We start from the raw sequence: 24,242 nt of genomic DNA on the forward strand, positions 1-24,242 counted from the left end.
AATAAGAATTATACGTATAAGAACTCTTTGGGAATAAGTACTTCATGTATTTGGGTTGACCCTTCAATAATCTCCATAATTTTAGCATCTCTGTATAGCCGCTCAGTAAATGACGAGTTAAGATGACAGCCTTTGGCTCCTAAAATTTGAATGGCATTGGACGTTACGCTGGTTGCCGCTTTAGAAGCTACGTATTTTGCTAAAAGTGTTTTACGCACCATCGATAGGTCGAATATTTCTCTAGCCTCTGCAGCTGCTGTACAAAAGTTTTTTGCAGATTCTACATCTACAATCATTTCTGTCAACAGTTTTTGAACCAATTGATGCTTATTAAGTCTGTCTTTTTCTCTTACATGCTTTATGGCTTCACTTAAAGCTGCCTCTGCGATTCCCAGACTTCCGCATGCTGTAGTAAAGCGCCCTTCGTCGAGTCCAAAATTAATAGCTGTAGAAACACCATCAATCTCGCTTCCGATTGTATTTTCCTTCGGAACCACACAATCCGTAAACTCAAGTTCTGCAAGCATATTAGCCTTTAACCCAAGCATATTTTTTATTGATTTGATTTTTAAACCTGGGTTATTTCTTTCAACAATAACTGCAATCGTTTTATTTTCCAATTTGCAAAGTACCAGAAAGAAATCTGCAATTTGCCCAAGTGTTATCCACCGTTTTACACCGTTAAGAACAAAGTGATCTTTTTTGTCTGTCAAACACGTTTCCACAGACCTTAAATCACTTCCAGCGTTAGGCTCCGTTAAAGCAATTCCGCCAATTTTTTCGCCTGTGGCAATTAAGGGTAGCCACTTATCTCTGATTTCTCTGGAACCAAATCGTTGAATAGGCTGTGTAACCATACCTGTTACGGTTAACATATTTTCAACTGAGCCATGTCCCTGAGCCATTATTTTATGAAGAGACATAATATCGTATGCATTCATATTCTGCCCCCCGTATTTGCTTTTTACACAAGCTCCAAAATATCCCTTATCAGCAATATTTTTTATTACTGCATTGGGGATATTTTGAGTTACATCCATTTCTATAGCATACGGTGTAATATATTCTGAAACAAAAGAAATTACTTCCTTTTCAAAGTCTGAATTGAACCCCATATTATACTGACGGTGTTTTTTTAAATCTTTCATCAATAATCTCAGCAATAGCATCTATTGAACTAAGATTTTCAAGTGACACTTCATCTGGATCCAGTTCTATTTTGTATTCTTTTTCTATAAACAGAATTATCTGCATTGCAAATAAAGAATGAACCAAGCCCAGTTCGAAGAAGTTTTCGTCATCATCTATCTCATTTCCCTGAAGAATAGGTTTAATACGTTCTCTAATTTTTTCTTTAATTTTATCCATGAATTAATTATTATTGTTTGTATTATAAATCATATTTATAAAATCCTTCACCTGACTTCATCCCTAAAAGATTGGCATTCACCATTTTTTTCAGTAAAAAACAAGGTCTGAATTTATCGTCGTTAAAACCGTCCTGAAGCATATAAAGTGATTTTAAAATTGTATCTAAACCAATAAGATCAGCCGTTTCAAGAGGTCCCATTCTATGCCCGAAACACTCTTTAAACAGAGTGTCGATATCTTTAGCCGTTGACACTCCTTCCTGTAGCATAAAAACTGCTTCATTTACAAAAATCATCATAGCTCTGTTTGTAACAAAACCAGGGGAATCGTTAACTACAAGCGTTCTTTTATTTAACTGACTCATTTGATCTTGTAAAAAAGTTATTGTACTTTCTGTAGTGTGATAACCTCTTATTAACTCGACCATTTGTTTCAAAGGAACAGGGTTCATAAAATGAACACCGATTACATTTTCAGGCTTTGGAAGTAAGTTGGCTACTTTTGTAATGGATACTGCCGAGGTGTTTACCGCCCATTTAGTATCTTTTCTGCAAATAGATCTCAACTTTTCATAAACCTCTTTTTTTATATCCCAATCTTCGGTAACATTTTCAATTATTAAATCAGCATCCTTTGCCTCCAAATAATCGCAGGTAAAATTTATTCTTCCTATTATTTCTTCTTTAGTTTCCTCAGAGCTGGAGTAATTCTTGTGGAACTTATATAACCGCAGATTTTTCTTAATTTGTTTTTCGCTTTTTTCCAATTGATCTGCTGATATATCTATCAGTGTTACTGGAAATCCATATTGGGCAAAATTATGGGCAACACCAGTTCCCATAACTCCTGCTCCCATAATTGTAATGTTAACAGACATCGTTCTTAATATTTAAGTAGTTTTAATCTTTTTGTTAGTAATCAAATGAGTAGTTGTTTATTAAATTTAAAACAACTTCATAAAACCATCGGTATTTTCTATAAGAGTGAAAAATGATTCAATTACTTAATTATAGTTTAAAGCCTCAGTTTTAAAAAAGTGTTTTTTCAGATGAATTCACGTTGTAAACGAGTGTCAAACCCTTTGTTTCCATAGGAAAGCATTAACTAAGCTGTGTGACTAAGTCATTTAATTTGCTGTTTTCTATTTCTTCAAGTTTTAAAGTAACTCCCAATTCTTCCTTAATTCTGTTTCTAAAGCATACAATATTTATTGGGTCTTTTTTCTTAAAATTTAGTTCTTTACTTTCTTCAAAGGATTCCTTAAAAACCTCAGTATAAATATTCCCAAGTAGTTTATAATTTCTATTTTTAGCAGGAGTATCCAACATTGTATTTTGTACTTCAGGAAACCAAAACCTGCTTCGGTTAAATTCGTAAGTTGGAAGTTCTGTTTTTTTACAGGAGAAAGGCGCCAGTATTTCTTCCCAATTAACATCAATACCATAACTACATATATTTGTAAGTGCCGTTAACAGAGCTGTTCGTTCAAATTTGGGCTGACTTATATTTATGGTTGTTACTTCGGAAAATGATTCTTTAATTAATGGGTTTAAAGTAGGTTTAAAGCCTATTTCTATAAAACATTTTATGCCGCGACTGAGAACTGCCTCCACTCCTTTGTGGAATCTTACTGTTTTTCTGAGATGGTCTGCCCAGTAATTATGAGAAATTTCTTTATCAGTGATAAATTCTCCTTTGACATTTGACACCAAATGTAATACTGGCTTATTTATCTCTATGCCTCTAGCATATTCTGTTAACTCTTCTATTACAGGGTCCATAAGACATGAATGTGCTGCATGAGAAACCGAAAGATAATTAACACTAACCTGCTGTTTCTTAAATGAGTTTTCTATTTTTTTCAGTTCTTCCAGATAACCAGAAACCACCACAGCTTTTTCTCCATTAACAGCTGCTATATCAACATTTGCTCCTGTTTCTACTATAACTTCCTTTACACGGGCTTCTTCTTCAATTATTGCTAGCATTCTGCCTTCATTCCCTACGCTTTCTATCAGTGAAGCTCTTTTTTGTATTAGCTGTAAAACAGATTTTATATCTAAAACACCTGCCAGACAAATTCCAGTATATTCACCTATACTGTGACCAATTAAGGTATCAGGAATAACTCCCCAATGCATCAACTGTTTTGCGAATGCTATTCCGAAACTAAATATAGCCGGATGCGCAGCTTCTGCAGACCCCAGTACTTCCTCTGAGCTTTCAAACATATTTTTTTTAGATCCTTTCCGCTGATTTCGTAAAAGGCGTCTTGACATTCATCTATAACTGAACGGAAAACAGCATAATGCTCATACATCCATTTTCCTATCTCTCTATCCTGAGATCCGTGTCCAGAAAAACAAATGCAATTCCAGATTTATTAGTGCTATTTATATAATTAAACAACCCCAGTTTCTTACTTCCATCTAAAAAAGCGTTTAACCTTTTAATTATCTCTTTTTTGGTTTTTCCAACAACGCCTGTTCTGTATTTATGTCTTTTACCTTTCACTACTTGTGTATAACATATATTTTTCAAAGGCTGTTCTGTATGCTTCAGAAATTGTATCATATTTTTAACCTGAGCATTTAAATTGTTCTTCTTATATGCAGATAAGACTAACCCATATAATTCATTACCTTCCGAAGTATCATTCTCTGTCTGGTCTTCCTTACTTGTTTTTAGCACTAAATGAGCATTACTTCCTCCAATTCCGAATGAACTCACCCCTACATACACTTCATCCTTCTGCTTTTTTAGATCTTTTACTTCCAAGGGTACCTCAATCGGATACTCATTCCAGTCTATTTGTGAATTTGGATGATGAAAGTTTACCTGTGGAGGAATCACTCTGTTTTTAGCTATCAATGCAGCTTTAATTACAGACAATATTCCTGAGGCGGCTTCTGCATGTCCAAAATTTGCTTTTAATGCTCCCAGGTAAAGCACCGATTTACGATTATTGTTTTTACAATAAGTATTTGCCACAGAGTAGTATTCAATAGGGTCGCCCAGACTTGTACCAGGTCCGTGTGCTTCTATATAATCTAATTTTTCTGGGTCAATATTCCCTGCTTTCAGACAGTCGTTAATGACAGCTTCCTGACTTTTTCCGTTAGGAGCTGTCATACCGTTACCACCTCCGTTATGATTAATTGAAGAGCTAGTTATAACGGCCTGAATATTATCATTGTCTCTAATAGCATCTTCCAGTCTTTTGAGGACAATAACTCCACAACCTTCACCCAATGCAAAGCCGTTTGCGTGTTCGTCAAAAGATTTACAAGTAGCATCATTACTTAAAGCACCCAACTTACAACGGGAAATAATTTCTTGTGGGGTTAATATTAAATTAACACCCCCTGCGAGTATGTAATCACTCTCTTTCAACAACAAACTATTAATTCCAAGGTGCACAGCTGTCATAGAAGAAGAGCAGGCTGTATCTACCGTTAAGCTAGGTCCATTTAAGCTCATCAGATAAGAAATTCTTCCGGCAGCAACCCCACGACTGTTTCCTGTTCCTGAGTAAAAGTTAATGTTCTCAAATTGATTTGTCTTCAGAGATAAAGATCGGTAATCACTGGTTCCGACTCCTATAAACACTCCTGTTTTTTTATTTTGTAAATTTTGTAATGCAAATCCTCCATTTTCAATTGCCTTATAGGCTGTTTCAAGAATTAACCGTTGCTGTGGATCCATTTCTATCGCCTCATTGGGGGAAATCCCAAAAAAGCCTGGGTCAAACAAATCTATATCGTCAATAAACCCTCCTTCCTTCACATATACTTTGCCTTTGCTTCCTTGATCAGGCATATAAAAATCATCCATATTCCATCCTCTATTTTTAGGATAATCAGTCACCTCGGATTCTCCGTTTAATAGTGCCTTCCACAAATCGTCAGTCGAATTTATACCAGCTGGAAGCTTACATGACATTCCTACGACGGCGATACTTTCTCTTTTTTCTTTTTGTGATTTTATTTTTTTTATAGTATTTAGAAAGCCGTTTAAAAGATCAGGGGAAACATTGTTGTCCTTTAGTTTATTAATAAAAAGTTTTATATCTGAGCTCATTTTCAATATATATTTCAATTATTTTAACTACTTCAGGCAGTTTTATTTAAGCAGTTCCTTTTCCAGAAGGTCGAGTAAGTAATCTTTATCAGATATTTCATTTTGTTCAAATATCTTCTCTGCTTCGCTTACTTCCTTCACAGGTGTAATTTTTTCAAGTATATAAGATTCCAGAATTGAAATATTTGGATAACTGTAAAAATCACTGATAGTTAATTTTACAGGTAGATTCCTGTTTATCATATTCTTGAGTTGAATTAAGGTTAAAGAATCAAGACCAAGGTTATGAAAACTTTCTTCATCTTTAATCTTTTCTCTTAAACTTATTCCCAAAACATTCCTTATAGAATTGATAACTTCTTTTTTTACAGCCACTTCCGTTTCTCGAACGGAAAGTCCGTTGAAATCAACTTTACTGCCACTGTTCATTACAGTATGACTGGTATCGTGACTGCTCCAAAACTGCTTTCCGGTTTCATTCAGTTCCTGATCTGAAACCTCATCTAATATCTCTTGTGAAAATTTGTTGATAATCAAATGATGATGCTCTTCATTTACTGCAGCTAGCATTAATTCATAAGCTTCTTCATTCGAAATTTTATACGCTTCATTTAAGTTTTTACTGGCAGCTCCCTTGGTTGCCATGCCTACATCTTTCCATGCACCCCAGCTAATACTTGATGCTTTAATTCCAGAAGCTCTCAAGTGTTCAGAAAATTTATCCAAAAAGGCATTGGCTGAGGCATAATTGCTTTGCCCAGCAGCTCCGAAAATACTTGCTATTGAGGAAAACAACACAATTCTTTTGGAAGTACAGATATTCATAACATTCAAAAAACCTGTTACTTTCGGAGAAACGACTTCATTTATCTTGGCGTAATCCATATTCTGAATCACTCCATCTGATAGTTTTCCTGCTAGATGGATAAGAAGATCTGTTGACTTAATACAATCATTATTTTCTTCGAAACAATCTTTTAATTCTTGGGTGTTTGTTATATCACACAGATAATATTCTATTTTTGGATGCTCCTTATTCCAGCTTTCTATTTTTTGTATTACTTTCTCATCCGGGGCAGATCTTCCCAGCAGCACAATTTTTTCAACAGTACTTTCTTTTAAAAGCCTTTCGGAGAGGTACAAACCTATTTCTCCTAATCCTCCTAAAATCAAACACTTTTTTGACATCTTTTGGTAGTGAAAAGGAATGCTTGTTTAAAGTAATGCTTTCCAGTTGAGGTACAGAAACTTCTTTTTTTGTTATCCTCTCATAAAATGCTCTATTGTTTGAATTACTAATCCTGTAAAGAAAACAGGAAACTTCTTCGTCCCCATGTGTACCAGATATTTCAGTGATATAACAATTAATGTTTTCTATTTCGTATTGTGCGCTTTTTATAATTCCAGTAAGTGCATAATCTACCGATTTTTGAGATTCTGCAATTTTTTCGGGATGATTTTTTCTAAATAGATAATGAAGGTCTACGGAATTATCCCTCTCTAATTCTGCATTAAGCTGTTTTAGTAATGTTGTCAGAAAAAAGATCTGCCCTGTTAAAGGTAATGTTTCACTGGGCATGAATATAATTTTAACCCCCTGAGCTTGTAAATTATTCTTTAACTCTCGGATTGCAGTTACAATATTTTCTTCACACTCCCATTCATCGGTATTGTAAAAAAAAGTTTTTTGACCATTTAATGATTCATTAATTGTTTTTGATATTTGACTTTTATAATCCCCAAAAAGCACCCATAAATTTTCGTTACACCTATTTTCGGTACTTTCTATAGTAGGGAAACCAGTTTTCCAATTAATTTTAAATATATCACTTTGATTTTGACTGTTCTTTGATGGTAGCCAAAAACTTTTCTTTTCAAAAGGGTAATTGGGTAAAAGCACTCTGTCGCAATCTTCTGAATCATAAATGTTATTAAGGTTGAGATTAACTCCAAGTGAAATAAACTGCCCTATTGCGTTACTTATATCTTGCAGACAATTATTTTTCTCTGAACAAAAAATTGTTTGAACTTCTTCAAAGGAAGTGTTTATAAAGTTTGAAAGTACCGGCTTGGGGCCTATTTCAAAAAAGACTTCATTCTTTTTATCAACGAGATACTTAATACTTTGGTGAAACTTTACATTGTTCATTAAATGATCCAACCAGTAATCTAGTGTAGAAATACTATCTGAAGCAGGCAATCCTGTTTGATTGGAAATTAATTTGAGTTTCGGTTTTTTAAACTGTTTATTTTTCCATTTCACTCTAAGTTCTTCCATTGCCGGTTGCATTAGATACGAATGAAAAGCGTTTGAAACCTTGAGTTTTTTAATAGATACCCCATGCTCTTTACACCATTTTTCGAGAGACAAAATATCTTTTTTATGCCCAGAAACAACCACCGAATTTTTAGTGTTCTCAGCAGCAATATTTATATCGACATTTAATTTTTTTAGTATTTCACTTAATATTTCTAGAGGTAAAAAAACAGTAGCCATTGCACCTATTTTGTCCAAACTCCCCATTACTTTACCACGTTCGATAAGGAGATTAAAACCTTCTTCCACGGAAAATACACCTGCGGCTGCGGCAGCTGTATATTCTCCTACACTATGCCCCAATAATGTTTTTACTTTTACTCCAAAAGTTAGCCAAAGTTTGTAAAGTCCATACTCAAAAGCAAAAATTGCGGGCTGTGCATTCTCTGTTAAGGTCAAGTCTTCCTCCGGCGCGTTAAACATTAAATGAAGAAGGCTTTCTCCTCTTTTTTCAATAAAAAGTTTGTCTAAACGGTCAAGTACTTCCCTAAATACTGGGAAATTATCGTAAAATTTCTTTCCCATACCTGCAAACTGACTTCCTTGTCCTGTAAATACAAAAACCAGTTCTTTTACTTGTTTAGTATACTTATGATATTTAACATTTACTGATGGTTTTTCATTAAGAAATAAATCTATATTTTTAATAGCCTCCTCTTTGTCTTCAGAAGTTATAGATAACCTAAAATCAAAGTGCTGTTTTCTGAGCACGCTATTTGTGCAAACTTCCCTAAAATCATAATCTTGCATTAAAAATGACTTATACAACAAAGCATATTCTTTAAGAGAATTCTCGGATTTAGCACTTATAAAAAGAGGGTAATAATTTTTTTCGGGGTCTTTTTTTCTTTTACCGAATTACTGTATTCAGAAAGGACAACATGAGCGTTAGTACCTCCAGCACCTAAAGATGCTACAAGACAGGTTCTCTCATTTTCATAATTATCCCAACTTTTCGAAGTTTTATTAACGTAGAAAGGAGTATTTTTAAAATTAATAAACGGATTAGGTTTTTCATATCCGGTTAATAATGGCTGTTTTTTTTCTTTAAGAATTAAGAGGCATTTAATAAACGAAGCAATTCCGGCAGAGGCATCTAAATGCCCTATATTAGCCTTTACAGATCCCAGAGAACAGAATTGGCGGTTTTTTTTCTTTCCTTTTGTTAAAAAATGCATTTGTTAAAGCAGTAATTTCAATAGGGTCTCCCATTTTAGTTCCTGTACCGTGGGCCTCTACATATCCTATTTCGTCTGAAAAAATTCCTGCGTCTTCAATTGCTTTTTCTATATTTTCTTGCTGTCCTTCAATGCTTGGAGCCGTAAAACTTACTTTTTTTGCCCCATCGTTATTTACAGAGACCCCTTTAATCACCCCATGAATAATATCATTATCTTCGAGTGCCTTATCCAATCTTTTCAATACTACGGCACCGACACCGTTTCCCCCGACAATTCCATTAGATTCTGATGAAAAAGGATTACATTTTCCTGATGGAGAATATATACTTCCTTCATAATACTGATATCCACATTTTCGGGGAGCATGTATAGAAGCTCCACCCGCCAATGCTATGTCACAATCCCCATACCTTACACTTTTTACTGCTGTACTTAAAGCAACCAGAGATGATGAACATGCTGTTTGTATAGTGAGACCGGGGCCTCTTAGGTTTAATGTATATGATAAAAGAGTTGCTAAATAGTCTTTATCATTTAGTAATTTAACCTTTACGGGGTCTAAGGATTCGAGTACATCAGTATGGTGCTCCACATTATTCTTAAAATAAGTATTTCTGTTTTTTCCTGAATATAAAGCCATACCACAGGAAGCAAAGACACCACATTTTATTGAATTCGTTTTATTTATATATCCTGAATTTTCAAGTGCATGATATGACTCTTGAAGAAACAAGCGAAACTGAGGATCCATTATTTCCGCTTCCCTATTGGAGAACTTAAAAAATTTAGCATCGAATTTATCGGCATCAGATAAGTATCCTGATAAACCTATATAATCGGATTGATCTATAATTCCCTCAGGAACTCCTTCGCTAATTAATGTATGTCTAGAAAAATTCATAAATGCCCTTTCCCCTTTCATTATTACATTTGAATATTCTTCTAAGCTTCCTGCACCCGAAAATTTGCCAGAATACCCAATAACTGCTATTTGTTTTTTTAAATCTTCCATTGATTAAATAAGTTATTTTACGGATTTGCTATTTATCCATTTTTTCCACAATACGTAGTTACATCCTGCCCTAAATATTTCGTCCAGTAGTATTCCTAAAAGAATACCTGACAAGCCCATTTTAAAATAAAAAGCAAATACAAATGAACTTAATACTCCAAAGATCCAATTACTAGAAATACTGAGTATAGATATTAATTTAGGATCTCCAACCCCTCTTAATGTTGGAGAAATAATTAACGAAACGGACTGAAAGGTTTCACTAAAAATAAAGTAAGGAATGATAATACCTGTAAAAAGCAACACTTCTTCATTAAAAGTAAATATACTGAATACCAAATCCGAAAATATATAAACCACCAGTATTGTGAAAAACACAATAGGTATATAATAGTTTATTGATTTTTTCATATACAAATCAGCTTGCGGATAGTTTTTACCTCCAATACTGTAACTTGAAAAAATTTGAACTGTTACTCCAAGAGCACCAGCCAGTACAGTAGTGAGAAAAATTAAAATATTTTTCGAATAGGTGTAGGATGCTATTGCTATGGAACTAATGTTTCCTATAAAAGCAATTATAAACAAATCTTTAAGGTTAAAAGATATAGGCTCTAAAGACAGTGGTAATACTCTTTTTAGAATCATTAATGACTCTTTTTTTGCTTCTTTCTTAATTGTAAAATAATCTGTTAAAGCATATTCTTCCTTTTTTAAATGATATATTAAAATTAAAATTGCCGGAAACTGGCTTATTATTGTTGCCATAGCTAATGTTTTGGGTGATAGTTCTACCCCGGGAATTAAACCAAATAAAATCATCAGATTAAAAACTATGTTGCATACAAATAAAACTACGGAAGAATACATGATGCTATTACTATTTTTTTTTGCCAACAGAATTGCCGAAAAATTTGAATAAAGAGCATCTATAATACAAATAGGAAGCATATAAAATAAATAACTTAAAAAAAGCTCCTGAGGCTTTGGTAGTTAAGCCAGCCCAATTACTTATTTTAAGTGATAAAAAATACTGTAATAAAGTAAAAACAACCGCCATTGCTATAGAAAGCCATATCAATACTCCTGATATAGTAATAAATTTCTCATAGTTCTTCTCTCCGGAGGCAATTGATAAAAAACTAACTCCGACCATAGCAATAACAGTAATCATTGACAACAGAGAAACTAAAAAAATAACGGCTGCTCCCACACCTGAAACCGCTTCATCAGAACTAAAGCTTAAAAAATACGTATCTGTAAAAAAGATACCGCACATCAATGCTCTTTGCAGTGTGATACTAAAAAAGTTAATGAAAAAAGATTTTTCTGCAATTTTGCTTTTACCCATAAAGATTTTAATATGATTATTTAATTTTGAGATTACACTTAAACTTATTAATATGCTGAATTATATCAGACAAGTGATTTCGGAGAATATGAAATTGTTAAATTAATTAGATAATTTAACCTCACTTTTAGTCATATAATTGAAAACAAAGCTTCAATTGTCTTTTTTGATTATTTAAAAATATAAAAGTTATTCTTTACAATTATGTTGATTTTGTCGCACTAGCATTGATATCTTAATATTATAGTTTACGAATAGATTAAACTAAATTCGTGCAGGTAAGTAATCTATATTATAACCAAAACAATCAACCTTTCATTTGGTGTTGTATATTCTTAAAATAGTTAATATTATATACACTTACAGCGCTAATATCCAAATTTTTACAAACGCTTAAGGAGAGAAAACTATATCAAGTTTTATCCATAATATTTAATTAATTGACTTGTGCTATATCCTCTCAGAGGGAGACTAAACTTTGTTGGGAAAGTGTAGCAATAATATTCTGTCGGATAGATTTAATATTTACTACTATTTTTTTACTATTATTTATCTTTATAATCTCACATTCTAATCCACTTAGTGGACCATCTTTTATCTGTTTAGTCTCCCCTACTTTGAATAATTGAGGACTAATTTCGAGATTAGTAATAATATTTTCATTAGTCAAAAAAATCATTTGATTAATTTCTTTTTCTGAAACCTTAGCGTATTCAGTTCCAAATTGGATATAACAACATGCTCCATTCACTGATAATGCTTTATGAAATTCAAATGAAGAAGTAATATTTACAAAAACATAAGAGGAGAATAGCGGTATTAAAATTTCTTTTTTTCGATCATTCCACTGCCTTATTGTTTTTACTTGAGGTAAGAATGCTTGTACCCCTATTTTTTTTAAATTTTCATATACCTTTTTTTCAAATCTCGATTTTACGTACAAAACATACCATCCATAATATGGTTTTTTGAAATGCATAAATAATTGGCTGTTTGAGTTGAGTGAATAGCTTCGCTTCCTTGAGTCACATTTACCACTTTCAACAAAAAATGGGCAAGGACAAAAAGGTTCATCTTTCAATGATATAAATTAACTAACAAAAATTAAATTAAACAAATAGCTAAAATTTAACGTAAGTAATATTTTTAATTAAAAAAAATAAAGTAATGAATATCAGACTATTACAAACATAAGGTACTTACCTTTTGGTAAGTACCTTATGTTTGTAATTACACACAATAAATTAACTAAATTTATAATAATTTTTTAAAAAAATAAATGTTTAAATAAATATAAATTAAAAAAAATATCATTTTAATGAAATAAATGCAAATAAAAAAAAGTAGGCATAATCTTACTTTATATTTAAAAGTAAAGTTGGCAATCTAAATGATGAAGACTTACCCTTTTTCACACAGCGTTTAAATTAACAAAATGTTTTTCAAAAGGGCTAGCCCTTTTGAAAAAGTCGTTTAAAAGTTCGTTCGGACTCTTCCTGCCGAGGGATTTATGAGGATGATATTCATTATAATCCTCTCTGAACACTTCTGACTGGACTCTTACTTCTTCTAAGCTTCTAAATAAGTATGCATCTAGCACATCTTCTCTAAAGGTCTTATTAAACCGTTCTACATATCCATTCTGCGAGGGTTTTCCTGGCTGTATGTATTTGATATGTATAGATTCACTCTCACAAAATTGAACAAATATTCTCGATAAGAACTCAGGACCATTGTCCACTCGTATTTCTAATGGTTTACCATAAACCTCAATAGCTTGTTTTAAGTATGAAACAACTCTTATGCTAGGCATCGAGAAGTCGGAGCTGGTACAGAGGGCTTGACGATTGTAATCATCAATAATATTCAATACCCTAAAACTACGTCCAGTAGTTAAACTATCAGACATAAAATCCATACTCCAGATTTCTCTAGGTTGAACGGGTTGGTCTAAAGGTGACTTGATTCTGGCGGGAAGCCTCTTTCGGCTTTTCCTGCGCATTGTAAGACCTAGTAACCTATATATCCTTAAAACACGTTTACGGTTCCATATAAAGCCCTGTTTGCGTATGCGGTGATAGTAATAATCAAAACCACGGTTAGGTTTGATCTCACTCATCTCAATAAGCTTATCAATAACTTCAGTATCGTCTTTGCGAGATTTGTAATACCACATAGACCTACTCAAACTTACTATCTCACAAGCTCTCTGAATACTCAGACCTTCTTGTGTAACAACGGCCTGAGCAAGTTCTTTCCGCTCACAGGGCTTTAAAGCTTTTTTTCAACAATATCCTTTAAGATTCTGTGATCCAAACTCAAATCAGCAAACATCTGTTTGAGACGACGGTTCTCTTCTTGTAGTGACTTTAGTTCTTTAAGTTGTTGAGCGTCCATACCACCATATTTACGCTTCCAACTATAAAAAGTGGCTGTGGTAATTCCCTTATCACGACAGATGTCGGTGACTTTCATTCCTGAATCGTACTGTTGAAGCATAGATACGATCTGTGCCTCGGTAAATCTGCTTTTCTTCATAATCTAAAAATAATTGATTTTTAAACTGTATGAAAAACAGGGAAGCCTTCAATGATATTATCACAACAAATACATCAGCTGATCTTAACGCATTTCACTCTCTTTGACCTTGAGTTGATCTTTTAGGACAGAAATAGGGCTTTCCTCCTTGTTCCCGTCATGTTCTTGTGGTGTTCCTTTAGCGGAGCTATGTCATTGCTTCCTTTTCTTTTTTTGGAGTTATCAACATATCAACACTGCTATTATTATTTATAACAAAACAGATGAAATTTTAAAGTATCTTTTAAAAGTATCTAATTGACATAGAAATGCATAGTTTTTCAAACACTATAATTCGTAACTTATTGAATAACAGTATTTTTAAAAATTAATATTCCGACTCATAACCCGAAGGTCACAGGTTCGAGTCCTGTTCCCGCTACTAGCATAGCTCATTGACAAGCAGGTTTTTAAAACCTTTTTCAATGAGCTTTTTTTTGATATATTACAAACCGCATACAAAGACGGTTTGAAGAAAAAATACAACACACCAAAATATACCATGGAGGAAAGACTTTTGATCTTTCTAAAAGATGGTATGTGTATTATTCTTACGCGCATCCACAACTTAAAAATAAAGATGGTAGTCCAGTAATGGTTCGGCAACCTCCTTTGACCATGAGTATCAATAGAGATTATAAAACCAAAGAAGAAAGGTTATATCATCTCGGTGTGCTTAGAGAAGTAGTTTTAGAGTTACTTAAAGATGATTATTCTCCTTACAAAAATAATTTTTAGCTTACTAGCGAATCTTTACAATACACAGCAAACGATGCTTTGGATTATGCTTTAGACTTGAAAAATAGTACACTTTCTGATACATCGAAAGCTGATTATAAAAGTAGGTGTAATCAATTCAAGAAGTATTTAGAGCAAAATCATCTGGCTGATCAAAGTATATTAAGTGTAACGAGACAAGTAGTTAATACATATCTTGAAAGTATTGTAAAGAAAAGCAGTGCTAGAAATAGAAATAATACACGTATTGTTTTGAGTGCTTTATTTGGAGAATTAGCGGATAGTGAGATTATTCCAAAGAATGTAGTAGAAAGCATTAAGGTTCTTGATACTAAATCCGCCAGTCATAATACTTATCCTTTAGAAGTTTTAGAAGGGCTTTTTACCTATATGAAAGAAAATGATCCTCTACCATTATTGTTTGTGAAATTTGTGTCGTATAATTTTTTACGTCCAATTGAGGTTTGTCGTTTAAAACTTAAAGATATAGTGCTATCGCAAAAACTACTAATGGTCCAAACCAAGAATAAAAAGAAAGGAAGAAAGACGAAAATAATACCCAATATTGTTATAGACGAAATCAAGAATTTTGAATTTTCTACACAAGAATATTTTTTATTCACACCAACTGGTATTGGTGAATGGGAAGCTAAAGAAACCAGTAGAAGAGATTATTTTACCACAAGATTCCGAAAGGTAAAAAACGCTATAATGAACACCTTAAAAAAGAAGGTAAATCAATTCAATTAGGTAGTGAATATACAGTGTATTCTTTTAGGCATACTTTTATTTGACACCTTTAGAAATGGAATTGAAATTAACTCAAAATAAATATAGAAACGTGGCTTAGAATATTTGTGCCATATTTTGTTGGTAGTCCATTGATCTGTTTTTGCTATTTCCTTACCTGTGTAAAGTGCTTTTTTTATACTTACGACCCTTTCGTTTACGTAAATATTGTATTCTCTTGTTCGGTATTGTTTCCAATCGTAGCCTAAAAAAGGAATTAAAGTGTCTAATAACTTCTTTTTTTCAGTAGCATACTTTTTTGAATTTTGAGTATATAAACGTCTTTGAGTTCCTAACCAAGTTTTATCTATATCGACTAATGTTTTATTTCCCTCCAATTCTTTTTGTATTCGAGATACTCGTTGTTTGAATACTTTTAATATGTGAGAATTGTTATTTCTCATTATTTTATTGGGTGCTAATTGTTAAATGACGTTATCTTTGAAATAATTTTTTGTACTATTTATTTCATAATCATCAATTTAAATACTGAAGGTAAATTGTAATGTTCTACATGAAATTTTATTGAAAAATATATTTTAGTGGTTTAGCACTTCATTTTTGGTATATAACTAAGCTTAAATAATTTCAAATTGTTTAGTTTCTTTAGACCAATAAAACTCAATGTCTAGCATAATTTGTTCTTGTTCTTCAATACTACCAAAGCTTAAGACTGGGTCTCCATTTAAACGTTTTAAAGATATTTTTTTTCCATAAGCAGAAATTACGGGTAATGATTTTTCATCAAAAATTAATTGATTATATCCGTTTTTAAAATCATTAATCATTCTATTGATACGATTTTGAGAATCTTTAGCAGATAGATACATAGAGGTTGCCATATTATATTCTCTATTTTCCATTTTTTGTTTTAAAATGTCATATCTACTAGTAACAATTAAGTTTGCTATTTCTTTATATGCTTTTCTGATTTCTAATATATAGTTTTTAACATCTACTATATCTTTACCATTTTTCCAATAATCTCTTAAACTGTACGGGATTTCTGCTTCAAAAAAAGACCCTCCTACTATTAAAGGTAGTTTTTCATCATTTACAGGTGCTGATTCAAAACCATCAAAAGTATCTATTAAATTAAAACCAACAGTGGTATCATAATATTTTATGGAATAATTTAATGATGCCTTCTTAGATAATTCAGAAGTTCCCGAAAGCGGTAATATTTTTATAGTTACTTCTTGTTTCCCTGAACTCGAAATAGTATAATTGACAGGTATACTTGTGGATACCTGCCCTTCTACATTCATAGTTAATACAGGTTGGTCATTTATTCGTATCTCAAATAAGCACGCGCTTGCTGAAAAATTAACCATGTAATAAGGTTCTTTCATTATATATTTATCTATTTTTTTTAGCCTTTTTTACTTTTTTATCGACCATATTCTTTATTAAGTTAAAGGTTTCATTAAATTGCTATTAATAAAATCAAAATCGGATTTTTTTAAGCAATTATTTATTTAAAAACTTGTTATTTATATTCTAATAATTTTTTAACACCTTAGATTATAATAGCAATAATATATTTATTTAGTAACCTTTAACGTATAATTATCAGGGTCACTTTCTTTTAATTCTTCTAAAAAATCTTGATACGTATAGTTTAGGTTCTTCTTCTTTTTTCTCTCATATAAATATTTTTCCCAACCATTAAAAGGTCCATGTAATTCTAGTTTTAGAACGTCATCAAAATTATGCAATACGGTAAGATATACTTTACTTGTTTCATTTAGAGAGACTTTAAGACAGTACAAAATCTTATTTTCTTGATCTTCCCATATAAGGCTATATTTATTTTCCCTTTTCTCTCTTCCAAAATACGTATAATCAGGGTTTCTTAATTTTTCATGTAAGGTTTTTATAATTTTTTCAGCTTCATCTAGGGAATAAATGTGAATGTCATATTTGGTTATAACAAAATCACTTTTATTATATGTAAAACTAACTCCATTAATTCCATGATCATCATTATTAGGATTTTGTTGTCCTTTAAAATTTACGTTATTAAAATGTAAAAATTCATTATTTTTTACAATTAACCTTCTTTTTCCTAAAGAAAGATCATCATCTGCATTTTTTTCAGAATCGGAACCAACTATATCAATTATTTTATCTCTATTGAGTTTAATATCTGTAAGGTCGAAATCAGATTGTGCTGAACAGCTATTAATAAATAAGTTTATAATTACTATTTGGATTATTTTTTTTAACATCTTAGGTTTTAAGATTAAAATATTCTTTATTTAGTTATTTTAAGAGTTTCATCATTAGGCTTTTTTCTTTTAATTCCTTTAAATAGTCTTGATAACTATAATTTTGAGTATTTTTTTTCTTTCTTTCATACAAGTAATCTTCCCAATATGAATAAGGTCCAAATAGTTCTAGTTTTGAAATATCATTAAAGTTATATAGAGCAGTAAGTGAAACTTTACTTGTACTATCAAGACTTATATCAAGGAGATATAAGGTTTTATTATCTTGGTCTTCCCATATTAACTTATCATTTCTATTGGTGTTTTTGTCATTCCAATCTCTAAATACATAATTAGGTTTTCCTAATTTTTCGTGTACTGTCTTAATGATTTTTCCAGCTTCATTTAAAGAATAAATGTGAATTTTATACTTCGTTATTACAGCATCTTTTTTGTTATAAGTAAAGGTTACTCCATTTATTCCATGTTTACTATTGGGATTTTGTTGTCCTTTAAAGGATACTTTATTAAAATATAAAAACTCACTTTTTTTTGTGATTAATTTTTTTTGTCCATCCGATACATATTGGTCGTGTCCTTTTTTTTGTGCATCGGGTCCGTAAATCTCTGTTATTTTATCTCTATTGAGTTTAATATCTGTAAGATCGAAATTGGATTGTGCTGAACAGCTATTTATCAAAAAGCTCATTAATAGTATTTTAATTATATTCTTCATTTTTTAATTTTATTTATCTGTGTCGCCTAAAATAGCAAAATCGGCATTTAATCCTGTTGTTTTTTCAATACTTTCTACAATATCAAAAGGTCTAATGATTCTTTTAAATTCTTCATCATAATCTACAAGGTCTGCATGCCATCCTGGCCAATGTTTTTTTATAGTGATTCCTATTTCTGCTTTTGCCACTACTCTTGCATTTAACCCATCAAACCTAAGAGCAGGACGGTAATACAAGGTTTCATTTTGGTATTTTAAAGCGTGCCCAAAGGTGACGGATCCTGTACCCTCTACACTTGCTTCGGCATTAAAGTAAAATTGAGCTACTACTAAGGCTACTTTCGCTTTTATAAGTATCCCAGCCTCCAAGGTAAGGCCAATGGTAGCTTCTGCATCGGCTTTTATAATATTGTTTTTGTCTGTACTGTCCGATGCAGTATTGTACTGTAAGGCAATTTCTGGGATTTTTATAATTCCAAATACAATAAGGTTAACATATATCTTTAATTTAAAAGGACTATCATCATTATCTTCGAATTCTAACCATTCTAGTATTTCGTCTGCAATTATACCTGCGGGACCTGCAGCTCCTAAAGCGGTTCTCAATAGATCAAAGGTAAGTTCCATACCCACAAGTGGGTCTGCCTGTAGGTAAAATTTAACTAAAGTACCCACTTCATTAGTGGGTTTGTTATTTTTATACCCCCGTGCCAATTCCCAATGCGCACCTAAACGAAATTTAGGAGGCATAACTTCAATTTCAGCGGGAAATTTTTTGCCTATAGTTTTAGTTAATTTAGATTTTGTGCCTCCAGCAATTAATTTTGAGGCGTCCTTTATTTTTTCAAAAACGGAATAAAACTGTTTTAGTTTAGCGTCGTATTCCTTAGTGTACTCTTTTTTTTCATCGTAGGTGGCTTCGGATACTTCAGGTACTCCATTTGCAGTTTTGTTCCATTGTGCTTGTAAAAGTGCGCCAAAGCTAACTTCTGTTTGCTTCCATCGCTTTTCTGCACCTATTTTTCCAGCTTTAGAAAAGAGTTCTTTTTGCCTAGCTTTACTTACGTTTTGCCATTTTACAGCTAATGGGTTGTTTAAATTCAAATACAAATGAAAATCCCACCTAATATCGGGATGTGCGGAAATAAGTATTGTATTGTTTTTTTTATTGGAGTAATACCTACAGGTATTTATATAAATTTTATAAAGGTTAGGATCTACCAAATGGGGCAAAATATAGTTTAGCGGAGCAAGTGGAAGCCATGAAGAGGTAGGTGCATAAATGTGTTGTAAAATTTCTGATGTTCCTTTCTTTTCTATCCTTTTTCCTGTAGGGTCTATAATAATTACATCATCGGTATGCTTTAACGCTTTACTTTCTTTAAAACAATGCTCAGTGCTTTTCAAGCCATCAATGGTTAGTTTAATTTTTCTTGGTACAGAACCTGTTTTATTTGGAACTACGGTTTGGTATTTTATAGCGCCTGTTCCGTCAAATTTATATTTTATAGTTACACGTCTATTCAATTGGTGATGGGCTTCGGTCATGTTTTTTCCATTTACCAAAAGCCTTCTTTTTCCATAACCCGTAGCAGATATTCTTCTTTTTTCAATACCCTTTTCCACTAAATAATCCACTGAAGATCTAGCTCTTTCATTAGATAAATTATCATTATAATTATCATCTGCTCTACTATCACAATGTGCCCCAAGCTCTACTGGGGTATAGGGGTTTTCATTTAAAAAGGCTGCTATTTCATCTAAAATTAGTTTGGCATCAGCTCTTAAATTTCCATCATCTAAATCAAAATTAATAACTTGAGAAATGGCAAATTCTTTCATCTTTTCTTCTCCTCCCAATTTTAATTTATCCTCATTAAAAAGTTCTATGGGTTTACCATCATCTTCAATACTTATTTTCTTGAATCTACAGGTTTCGTAGCGTTCTATATTAATTTCGTTTTTTCTTAATTTTAATGGGCGTGTTGTAACAGCTTTTTTCGCAACTCTTGAAGATACTTCAAATTTAAAGTTTAATAATTTAGTTTTTTCTCTAAAAACAAGTGTTCGTGAACCTTTTACTTTTATTATTGCATAGTATTTTTCAACGCTATTCTTAAACCATCCGTGGTATTTTTTCCAATTATAGGTGTTTCTTAATTTTATATTTAACTCTCCATTTCTACATTCTGTTATGTATGTTTTAGGTATTTGTTCATCTTCACCTAGCTCATCATGATAAATTAGAACTTCTAACTTAGTTCCATTACAACCTTCTAATTGAGCATTTAGCCAAACATCGTCGCCAAATTCTAATTTTTCAGATAAGGCTTTTCCGCCACGAGATTTACTCCAAGTAGTACTTATTAATTTTGGTTCACAAGTGCCCACTATTAATATTTTGGCAGGATATTCATTCGTTGGTTTACTCATAAAGGCTTCAACTTCCATTACTTTTGATCCACAGTATTTAGGATCCATAGAAATTTCAACCATATCACCTACAATATTAGTCCTGTCGTTTGCTGTATATGGGAAGTTTTCTGAGGGTTTTGCAATCCATTTAGCTCTTCCTTTTTGTTCGTCGGGGGTATCTTTATAATAAAATGCTCGAAAAAGTTCTTTTTTGCCAGCTTCCAAAAACATTTTGGGCTTAAAATCGTGCTTAGTCACTATTTCTGAAGCTATACGCGGTGTACTTGTTGCTTCTCTATATTCTCTACCTATTTTTTCTACACCTTTTTTAGCCATACTATTTTATTTAGCAATTATGGTTATCACTTCATCATCATAGGATTCATATTGTAATTCTTTTGTATCTACCATTGGGTTCAATTGAGTTTGAATTTCATGATTTGCATTCTCAAAACCTGCACCAGTACCTTCGGCAGTTTGACCATGATTTAGAATGCTAATACAGGGGCTTCCTGCAATGGGACAGGTGGCTTTACTGTCTTCTAATAGTATTTTACCTTTATTGCTCAATTCAACATTCTCGTAGGCACCGTCCCATTTGGTTATTACTATTTGGCAAGGTTTAAAACTACTGCCTGTGGGTTGTAATTTACATTGTCCAAAAGTATTCTTCTCAAAGGTAGCACCGCCAATTTCCATTGTAGAAGCTATTAATTTTTGTGACCCCTCACTGTCGTTGGCATAATTTCTTGTCTGAGACAATACCTTGAGCTTGTCCGGGAAATCACCAAATTGGCATGTGCACAGGGCACCTTGTACTACAGCGTGTTTTTCACTCATAACTTATTTATTAGCTTTTTTTAAAAATTTAGACCAAAAGCTATTTGTTGCCTTTTTCTCAGTTGTGACTTCTTCTTTTTCTTCCACTTGTTCCAAAGCAAACATTTTTACAGTAACTTTTTTAGGGTTTTCAAATTGAGTGTCAAAAAAAGCTTCAATACCCTCTATAACTCCTGTTTTCTTGTTGATGCCGTAAGTAAGATCACAGGTGCCTTTCAATGCTTTTTCTTCTGGGTTTAACATTTTGTAATAGGGGAATTCTAATTCTTGCTCTAAATCTAAAGCACACCTTTCATCGTGTAATTCTCCTTTTATTTTTACAAAATGAATGGGACCTGAGGGGTTCTTTTTTATTTTATTAATGGTCTTATAGCTTACTGGTCCTGCATTACCAGCTACATAATATTTAGAGGTGTTATAAGAAGGGGATATTATAAAACTAGACTTTTCAGGGTTAAAAGCATCATCTGGATAACTGCCATAAATAGGAGCGAAAAATAGATGTAAAAACCAATCCTGTGCCATTTTCTTTTGAAAAAGACTTGGGTATATTAACGTTTTATCGTTTAAAGCAATGTATTGATCAACAGATTCTCCTTGATAATAACTCTTAATTTGTCGCTTTACTTTTTGCCACCTTGTTTGAACCTCTTTAAAATTTGTTATAGTATGAAGAGTTCCTCTTGCAGTAGTTTCTATTTCTAACGGATAAATAACTTGACTCACTTTTGCTGCTAACTCATCGGTATTGGCTTCAGGACTTGTATCATTAATGTATATTTCTGGATTTCTATCTATTCTAAATATATTGTTATTCTCTTCAGATTTACCAATATATTTAATTTCCAATTTATACCGAAGCGCATTTTTTGCATGATTGTCTTCAAAAATAATCATGCATCCATATCGGGTATATAAACCTTCTGGATTTAGGTATAGTGTGTTATTTTTTAATGCTTTTTCTTCTATTTCTACCACATTAATATAGTTTGCAATGCTATTTTTAATATAATTTTACCTTTTCAGTACTCTGAATATCTACTATTTTACCAGAAGCTAGGGTAAGATTTTTAGAATTACTACTCAACGTAATTTCTTCTGATACCATTTCTTGTTTTTCAGTACTTACCATTAAGTTTTTATCGACAACAATATTTTTGTTTTTCGCCATCATATTCAAGTTTTCTCCTACGCTATTAGTCATATCTTTTCCTGCCGATACTTCTATATTTTCTGAAGCACTGATTTTTATATTTTTTGCACTGAGTGTCATATTCTCTAAAGCAGAAATTTCCATATTATTATTGGCCGTATCAATTAAAATTTTGTTACCATTTTTATCGGTAATGGTAATCATCTCACCTCCTTTGGTGTCATTGAGTTCAATAACATGCCCTCCCTTGGTGGTAAGTCCTTTAAAATCGTTGTTTTCACTTTGCCAAGCATTGTGCTTGTTTACTCCTGTATATAGTGCCGATTGCATGTAAGGGCGTTCTACATCACCATTTTCAAAACCTATTAATACTTCATCATTTTCCTCGGGTAATAAATGAAACCCTCTATCGCCTCCAGCATAGGGAGTGGCTACACGTATCCAAGGGGTAGTTTTATTGTACATTTTTTGCCAAGGAAATTGTGCCTTTATGCGACTCATCCCATTAGGGTCGTTAACAGCTATTACTTTGGCTACTTGTGGATGAGAAGGGTGCATTAAATCGATATCCGTTAAAGGATAAACGTCAATTTCTAAGGGTATTGCCGTAAAGTTATTGGTATATGTTCCTCCTTGCTTATAACTGTGTTTAATTTGTATTACCCTGTAGCGTCCAAAGTCTCCTTGATTACTCTTAATAACAATAATTTTCCCCAGTGAAACTCCAGTATTGGTGCTTTTACCTACAATGCTTACTTGTTTTTGTTCGGCTAACTTTTTTTGTAATGCTACCGAGCTGTCTAATTGTTGTTGCAATTGTTGGCTCTCGAATCCGTAAAAAATTTGTTTATTGTCTTTTTTATGGAAAAATTGCTTGCTCACATTGTTGGCAAATGCACTATATCCACTAGCACTTGAAGCGATACTGTTACTCGAGGTTTCTATAGTACTTTCAGATGTATAATCATTGCTATAATAATTAAAATGTAAAGGGTTAACTGTTAAACCCAAACTAAAATCCTTTAAGTCGACTCCGTAATTTAAAGGTATTTCGTCTCCTAAATCAGGTTTTCCAAAATGTAACGTATCTCTACTATATACCAAATACTCGCCTTGTGTAGCGGCTAAATATTGTAAATACTGGAAAGTACTTTGGTGATGTTGTACCGAGTAGGAGAGCAATGTGTCATTTTCTGGTTGTACTCTTATACTGAATTCTGAGCTATTGTAGTCTTTAGTGATTTCTTCAATGATATCGGAAACTGATTTTTCTAAAAAGCTATCTATATTAGAACCATCATCTAAAAGAATGCTGTTACTCATTCCTTACACCTCTATAAGATCCCCCATTCCACCATGCTCGTTTCCTTTTTTACCTTTTATTTCAGTAATTTTTCCTTTAAAATATAGGGTTTCTCTATTCAGTCTACCACCTTCGGAAACTTCTAAATAAAAAGGTTTACCTAAAAAGG

General features: G+C 32.4%; 24 protein-coding genes. 2 read left to right on the plus strand and 22 right to left on the minus strand.

The genetic code is table 11. The annotated features are described in order from the left end of the window. Nucleotides 1–8: 8 nt before the first annotated feature. The 14 genes from GMC_RS0101670 to GMC_RS0101735 all read right to left on the minus strand — a co-directional run bounded on the left by GMC_RS0101670 (nucleotide 9) and on the right by GMC_RS0101735 (nucleotide 13,850). Entirely contained in the window at nucleotides 9–1,115 is a 1,107-nt protein-coding gene (locus GMC_RS0101670) for an acyl-CoA dehydrogenase family protein (protein WP_029489539.1), read from the minus strand. Between the two features lies 1 nt (nucleotide 1,116). Further along, complete coding sequence (locus GMC_RS0101675; protein WP_010520503.1) at nucleotides 1,117–1,368, minus strand: acyl carrier protein; 252 nt, start codon at nucleotides 1,366–1,368, stop codon at nucleotides 1,117–1,119. A gap of 22 nt (nucleotides 1,369–1,390) precedes the next feature. Then, the gene (locus GMC_RS0101680; RefSeq protein ID WP_010520504.1) at nucleotides 1,391–2,248 is read right to left on the minus strand and encodes a 3-hydroxyacyl-CoA dehydrogenase family protein; all 858 of its coding nucleotides are present in this window, start codon (nucleotides 2,246–2,248) and stop codon (nucleotides 1,391–1,393) included. A gap of 223 nt (nucleotides 2,249–2,471) precedes the next feature. After that, nucleotides 2,472–3,602 carry an acyltransferase domain-containing protein gene (locus GMC_RS0101685; protein ID WP_010520505.1) on the minus strand — a complete coding sequence of 377 codons (1,131 nt, stop codon included), beginning with the start codon at nucleotides 3,600–3,602 and terminating at the stop codon, nucleotides 2,472–2,474. A gap of 97 nt (nucleotides 3,603–3,699) precedes the next feature. Beyond that, nucleotides 3,700–5,451 (minus strand): type I polyketide synthase, encoded by a 1,752-nt coding sequence (locus GMC_RS18640; RefSeq protein WP_010520506.1) that lies wholly within the window; start codon nucleotides 5,449–5,451, stop codon nucleotides 3,700–3,702. Nucleotides 5,452–5,493: 42 nt separating this feature from the next. Further along, complete coding sequence (locus GMC_RS0101695) at nucleotides 5,494–6,624, minus strand: beta-ketoacyl reductase (RefSeq protein WP_010520507.1); 1,131 nt, start codon at nucleotides 6,622–6,624, stop codon at nucleotides 5,494–5,496. Beyond that, nucleotides 6,554–8,539: an acyltransferase domain-containing protein gene (locus tag GMC_RS0101700; protein ID WP_438829872.1), complete on the minus strand. Its 1,986-nt coding sequence runs from the start codon at nucleotides 8,537–8,539 to the stop codon at nucleotides 6,554–6,556. The genes GMC_RS0101695 and GMC_RS0101700 overlap by 71 nt, the downstream gene beginning before the upstream one ends. Nucleotides 8,540–8,574: 35 nt before the next feature. Beyond that, nucleotides 8,575–8,946: a ketoacyl-synthetase C-terminal extension domain-containing protein gene (locus GMC_RS0101705; protein ID WP_010520509.1), complete on the minus strand. Its 372-nt coding sequence runs from the start codon at nucleotides 8,944–8,946 to the stop codon at nucleotides 8,575–8,577. Continuing rightward, a complete protein-coding gene (locus tag GMC_RS0101710) occupies nucleotides 8,879–9,961 on the minus strand; it encodes a beta-ketoacyl synthase N-terminal-like domain-containing protein (RefSeq protein WP_010520510.1) in 1,083 nt (360 codons plus the stop codon). Before GMC_RS0101710 ends, GMC_RS0101705 begins: the two co-directional genes overlap by 68 nt. Nucleotides 9,962–9,973: 12 nt before the next feature. Then, nucleotides 9,974–10,729, minus strand: coding sequence for an MATE family efflux transporter (locus GMC_RS0101715; RefSeq protein ID WP_157998128.1), 756 nt, complete (start codon nucleotides 10,727–10,729; stop codon nucleotides 9,974–9,976). A 112-nt stretch (nucleotides 10,730–10,841) separates the two neighbouring features. Further along, a complete protein-coding gene (locus GMC_RS0101720; protein WP_010520512.1) occupies nucleotides 10,842–11,312 on the minus strand; it encodes an MATE family efflux transporter in 471 nt (156 codons plus the stop codon). 460 nt (nucleotides 11,313–11,772) lie between these two features. Next, nucleotides 11,773–12,393 carry a UpxY family transcription antiterminator gene (locus GMC_RS0101725; protein WP_238527895.1) on the minus strand — a complete coding sequence of 207 codons (621 nt, stop codon included), beginning with the start codon at nucleotides 12,391–12,393 and terminating at the stop codon, nucleotides 11,773–11,775. A gap of 330 nt (nucleotides 12,394–12,723) precedes the next feature. Then, the gene (locus GMC_RS0101730; RefSeq protein WP_138940537.1) at nucleotides 12,724–13,533 is read right to left on the minus strand and encodes an IS3 family transposase; all 810 of its coding nucleotides are present in this window, start codon (nucleotides 13,531–13,533) and stop codon (nucleotides 12,724–12,726) included. 50 nt (nucleotides 13,534–13,583) lie between these two features. Further along, on the minus strand, nucleotides 13,584–13,850 hold the full coding sequence (locus tag GMC_RS0101735; RefSeq protein WP_010520515.1) for a transposase: 267 nt from the start codon (nucleotides 13,848–13,850) through the stop codon (nucleotides 13,584–13,586). A gap of 579 nt (nucleotides 13,851–14,429) precedes the next feature. Between GMC_RS0101735 and GMC_RS20400 the strand changes: the two genes are divergently transcribed. Beyond that, nucleotides 14,430–14,627 (plus strand): hypothetical protein, encoded by a 198-nt coding sequence (locus GMC_RS20400; RefSeq protein ID WP_010520516.1) that lies wholly within the window; start codon nucleotides 14,430–14,432, stop codon nucleotides 14,625–14,627. Nucleotides 14,628–14,666: 39 nt separating this feature from the next. After that, a complete protein-coding gene (locus GMC_RS18645; protein ID WP_010520517.1) occupies nucleotides 14,667–15,377 on the plus strand; it encodes a site-specific integrase in 711 nt (236 codons plus the stop codon). Here the strand turns inward: GMC_RS18645 and GMC_RS0101745 are convergent. The 8 genes from GMC_RS0101745 to GMC_RS0101780 form a co-directional block, all read right to left on the minus strand. Next, the gene (locus GMC_RS0101745) at nucleotides 15,374–15,820 is read right to left on the minus strand and encodes a hypothetical protein (protein ID WP_010520518.1); all 447 of its coding nucleotides are present in this window, start codon (nucleotides 15,818–15,820) and stop codon (nucleotides 15,374–15,376) included. The genes GMC_RS18645 and GMC_RS0101745 overlap by 4 nt on opposite strands. A gap of 174 nt (nucleotides 15,821–15,994) precedes the next feature. Then, nucleotides 15,995–16,768, minus strand: a complete 774-nt coding sequence (locus GMC_RS0101750) for a hypothetical protein (RefSeq protein WP_010520519.1) — start codon at nucleotides 16,766–16,768, stop codon at nucleotides 15,995–15,997. A gap of 192 nt (nucleotides 16,769–16,960) precedes the next feature. After that, nucleotides 16,961–17,647 carry a hypothetical protein gene (locus tag GMC_RS0101755; RefSeq protein ID WP_010520520.1) on the minus strand — a complete coding sequence of 229 codons (687 nt, stop codon included), beginning with the start codon at nucleotides 17,645–17,647 and terminating at the stop codon, nucleotides 16,961–16,963. A gap of 34 nt (nucleotides 17,648–17,681) precedes the next feature. Beyond that, nucleotides 17,682–18,335, minus strand: a complete 654-nt coding sequence (locus GMC_RS0101760; RefSeq protein WP_138940538.1) for a hypothetical protein — start codon at nucleotides 18,333–18,335, stop codon at nucleotides 17,682–17,684. 36 nt (nucleotides 18,336–18,371) lie between these two features. Next, nucleotides 18,372–21,113: an OmpA family protein gene (locus GMC_RS0101765; RefSeq protein WP_010520522.1), complete on the minus strand. Its 2,742-nt coding sequence runs from the start codon at nucleotides 21,111–21,113 to the stop codon at nucleotides 18,372–18,374. A 6-nt stretch (nucleotides 21,114–21,119) separates the two neighbouring features. Continuing rightward, nucleotides 21,120–21,617 carry a DUF4280 domain-containing protein gene (locus GMC_RS0101770; RefSeq protein WP_010520523.1) on the minus strand — a complete coding sequence of 166 codons (498 nt, stop codon included), beginning with the start codon at nucleotides 21,615–21,617 and terminating at the stop codon, nucleotides 21,120–21,122. 3 nt (nucleotides 21,618–21,620) lie between these two features. Next, nucleotides 21,621–22,595 carry a hypothetical protein gene (locus GMC_RS0101775; RefSeq protein ID WP_010520524.1) on the minus strand — a complete coding sequence of 325 codons (975 nt, stop codon included), beginning with the start codon at nucleotides 22,593–22,595 and terminating at the stop codon, nucleotides 21,621–21,623. Nucleotides 22,596–22,620: 25 nt separating this feature from the next. Further along, nucleotides 22,621–24,093 (minus strand): type VI secretion system Vgr family protein, encoded by a 1,473-nt coding sequence (locus GMC_RS0101780; protein WP_010520525.1) that lies wholly within the window; start codon nucleotides 24,091–24,093, stop codon nucleotides 22,621–22,623. Nucleotides 24,094–24,242: the final 149 nt, after the last annotated feature.

It is taken from the genome of Aquimarina agarivorans (genome assembly GCF_000218485.1).
Lineage (GTDB): Bacteria > Bacteroidota > Bacteroidia > Flavobacteriales > Flavobacteriaceae > Aquimarina > Aquimarina agarivorans.

What these genes read in the sequence shown, in the direction of transcription:
- GMC_RS0101670 (WP_029489539.1), bottom strand. Translation starts at nt 1,115, where the DNA reads ATGGGGTTCAATTCAGACTTTGAAAAGGAAGTAATTTCTTTTGTTTCA.
- GMC_RS0101675 (WP_010520503.1), bottom strand. Translation starts at nt 1,368, where the DNA reads ATGGATAAAATTAAAGAAAAAATTAGAGAACGTATTAAACCTATTCTT.
- GMC_RS0101680 (WP_010520504.1), bottom strand. Translation starts at nt 2,248, where the DNA reads ATGTCTGTTAACATTACAATTATGGGAGCAGGAGTTATGGGAACTGGT.
- GMC_RS0101685 (WP_010520505.1), bottom strand. Translation starts at nt 3,602, where the DNA reads ATGTTTGAAAGCTCAGAGGAAGTACTGGGGTCTGCAGAAGCTGCGCAT.
- GMC_RS18640 (WP_010520506.1), bottom strand. Translation starts at nt 5,451, where the DNA reads ATGAGCTCAGATATAAAACTTTTTATTAATAAACTAAAGGACAACAAT.
- GMC_RS0101705 (WP_010520509.1), bottom strand. Translation starts at nt 8,946, where the DNA reads ATGCATTTTTTAACAAAAGGAAAGAAAAAAAACCGCCAATTCTGTTCT.
- GMC_RS0101710 (WP_010520510.1), bottom strand. Translation starts at nt 9,961, where the DNA reads ATGGAAGATTTAAAAAAACAAATAGCAGTTATTGGGTATTCTGGCAAA.
- GMC_RS0101715 (WP_157998128.1), bottom strand. Translation starts at nt 10,729, where the DNA reads ATGGCAACAATAATAAGCCAGTTTCCGGCAATTTTAATTTTAATATAT.
- GMC_RS0101720 (WP_010520512.1), bottom strand. Translation starts at nt 11,312, where the DNA reads ATGGGTAAAAGCAAAATTGCAGAAAAATCTTTTTTCATTAACTTTTTT.
- GMC_RS0101735 (WP_010520515.1), bottom strand. Translation starts at nt 13,850, where the DNA reads ATGAAGAAAAGCAGATTTACCGAGGCACAGATCGTATCTATGCTTCAA.
- GMC_RS0101745 (WP_010520518.1), bottom strand. Translation starts at nt 15,820, where the DNA reads ATGAGAAATAACAATTCTCACATATTAAAAGTATTCAAACAACGAGTA.
- GMC_RS0101750 (WP_010520519.1), bottom strand. Translation starts at nt 16,768, where the DNA reads ATGAAAGAACCTTATTACATGGTTAATTTTTCAGCAAGCGCGTGCTTA.
- GMC_RS0101755 (WP_010520520.1), bottom strand. Translation starts at nt 17,647, where the DNA reads ATGTTAAAAAAAATAATCCAAATAGTAATTATAAACTTATTTATTAAT.
- GMC_RS0101760 (WP_138940538.1), bottom strand. Translation starts at nt 18,335, where the DNA reads ATGAGCTTTTTGATAAATAGCTGTTCAGCACAATCCAATTTCGATCTT.
- GMC_RS0101765 (WP_010520522.1), bottom strand. Translation starts at nt 21,113, where the DNA reads ATGGCTAAAAAAGGTGTAGAAAAAATAGGTAGAGAATATAGAGAAGCA.
- GMC_RS0101770 (WP_010520523.1), bottom strand. Translation starts at nt 21,617, where the DNA reads ATGAGTGAAAAACACGCTGTAGTACAAGGTGCCCTGTGCACATGCCAA.
- GMC_RS0101780 (WP_010520525.1), bottom strand. Translation starts at nt 24,093, where the DNA reads ATGAGTAACAGCATTCTTTTAGATGATGGTTCTAATATAGATAGCTTT.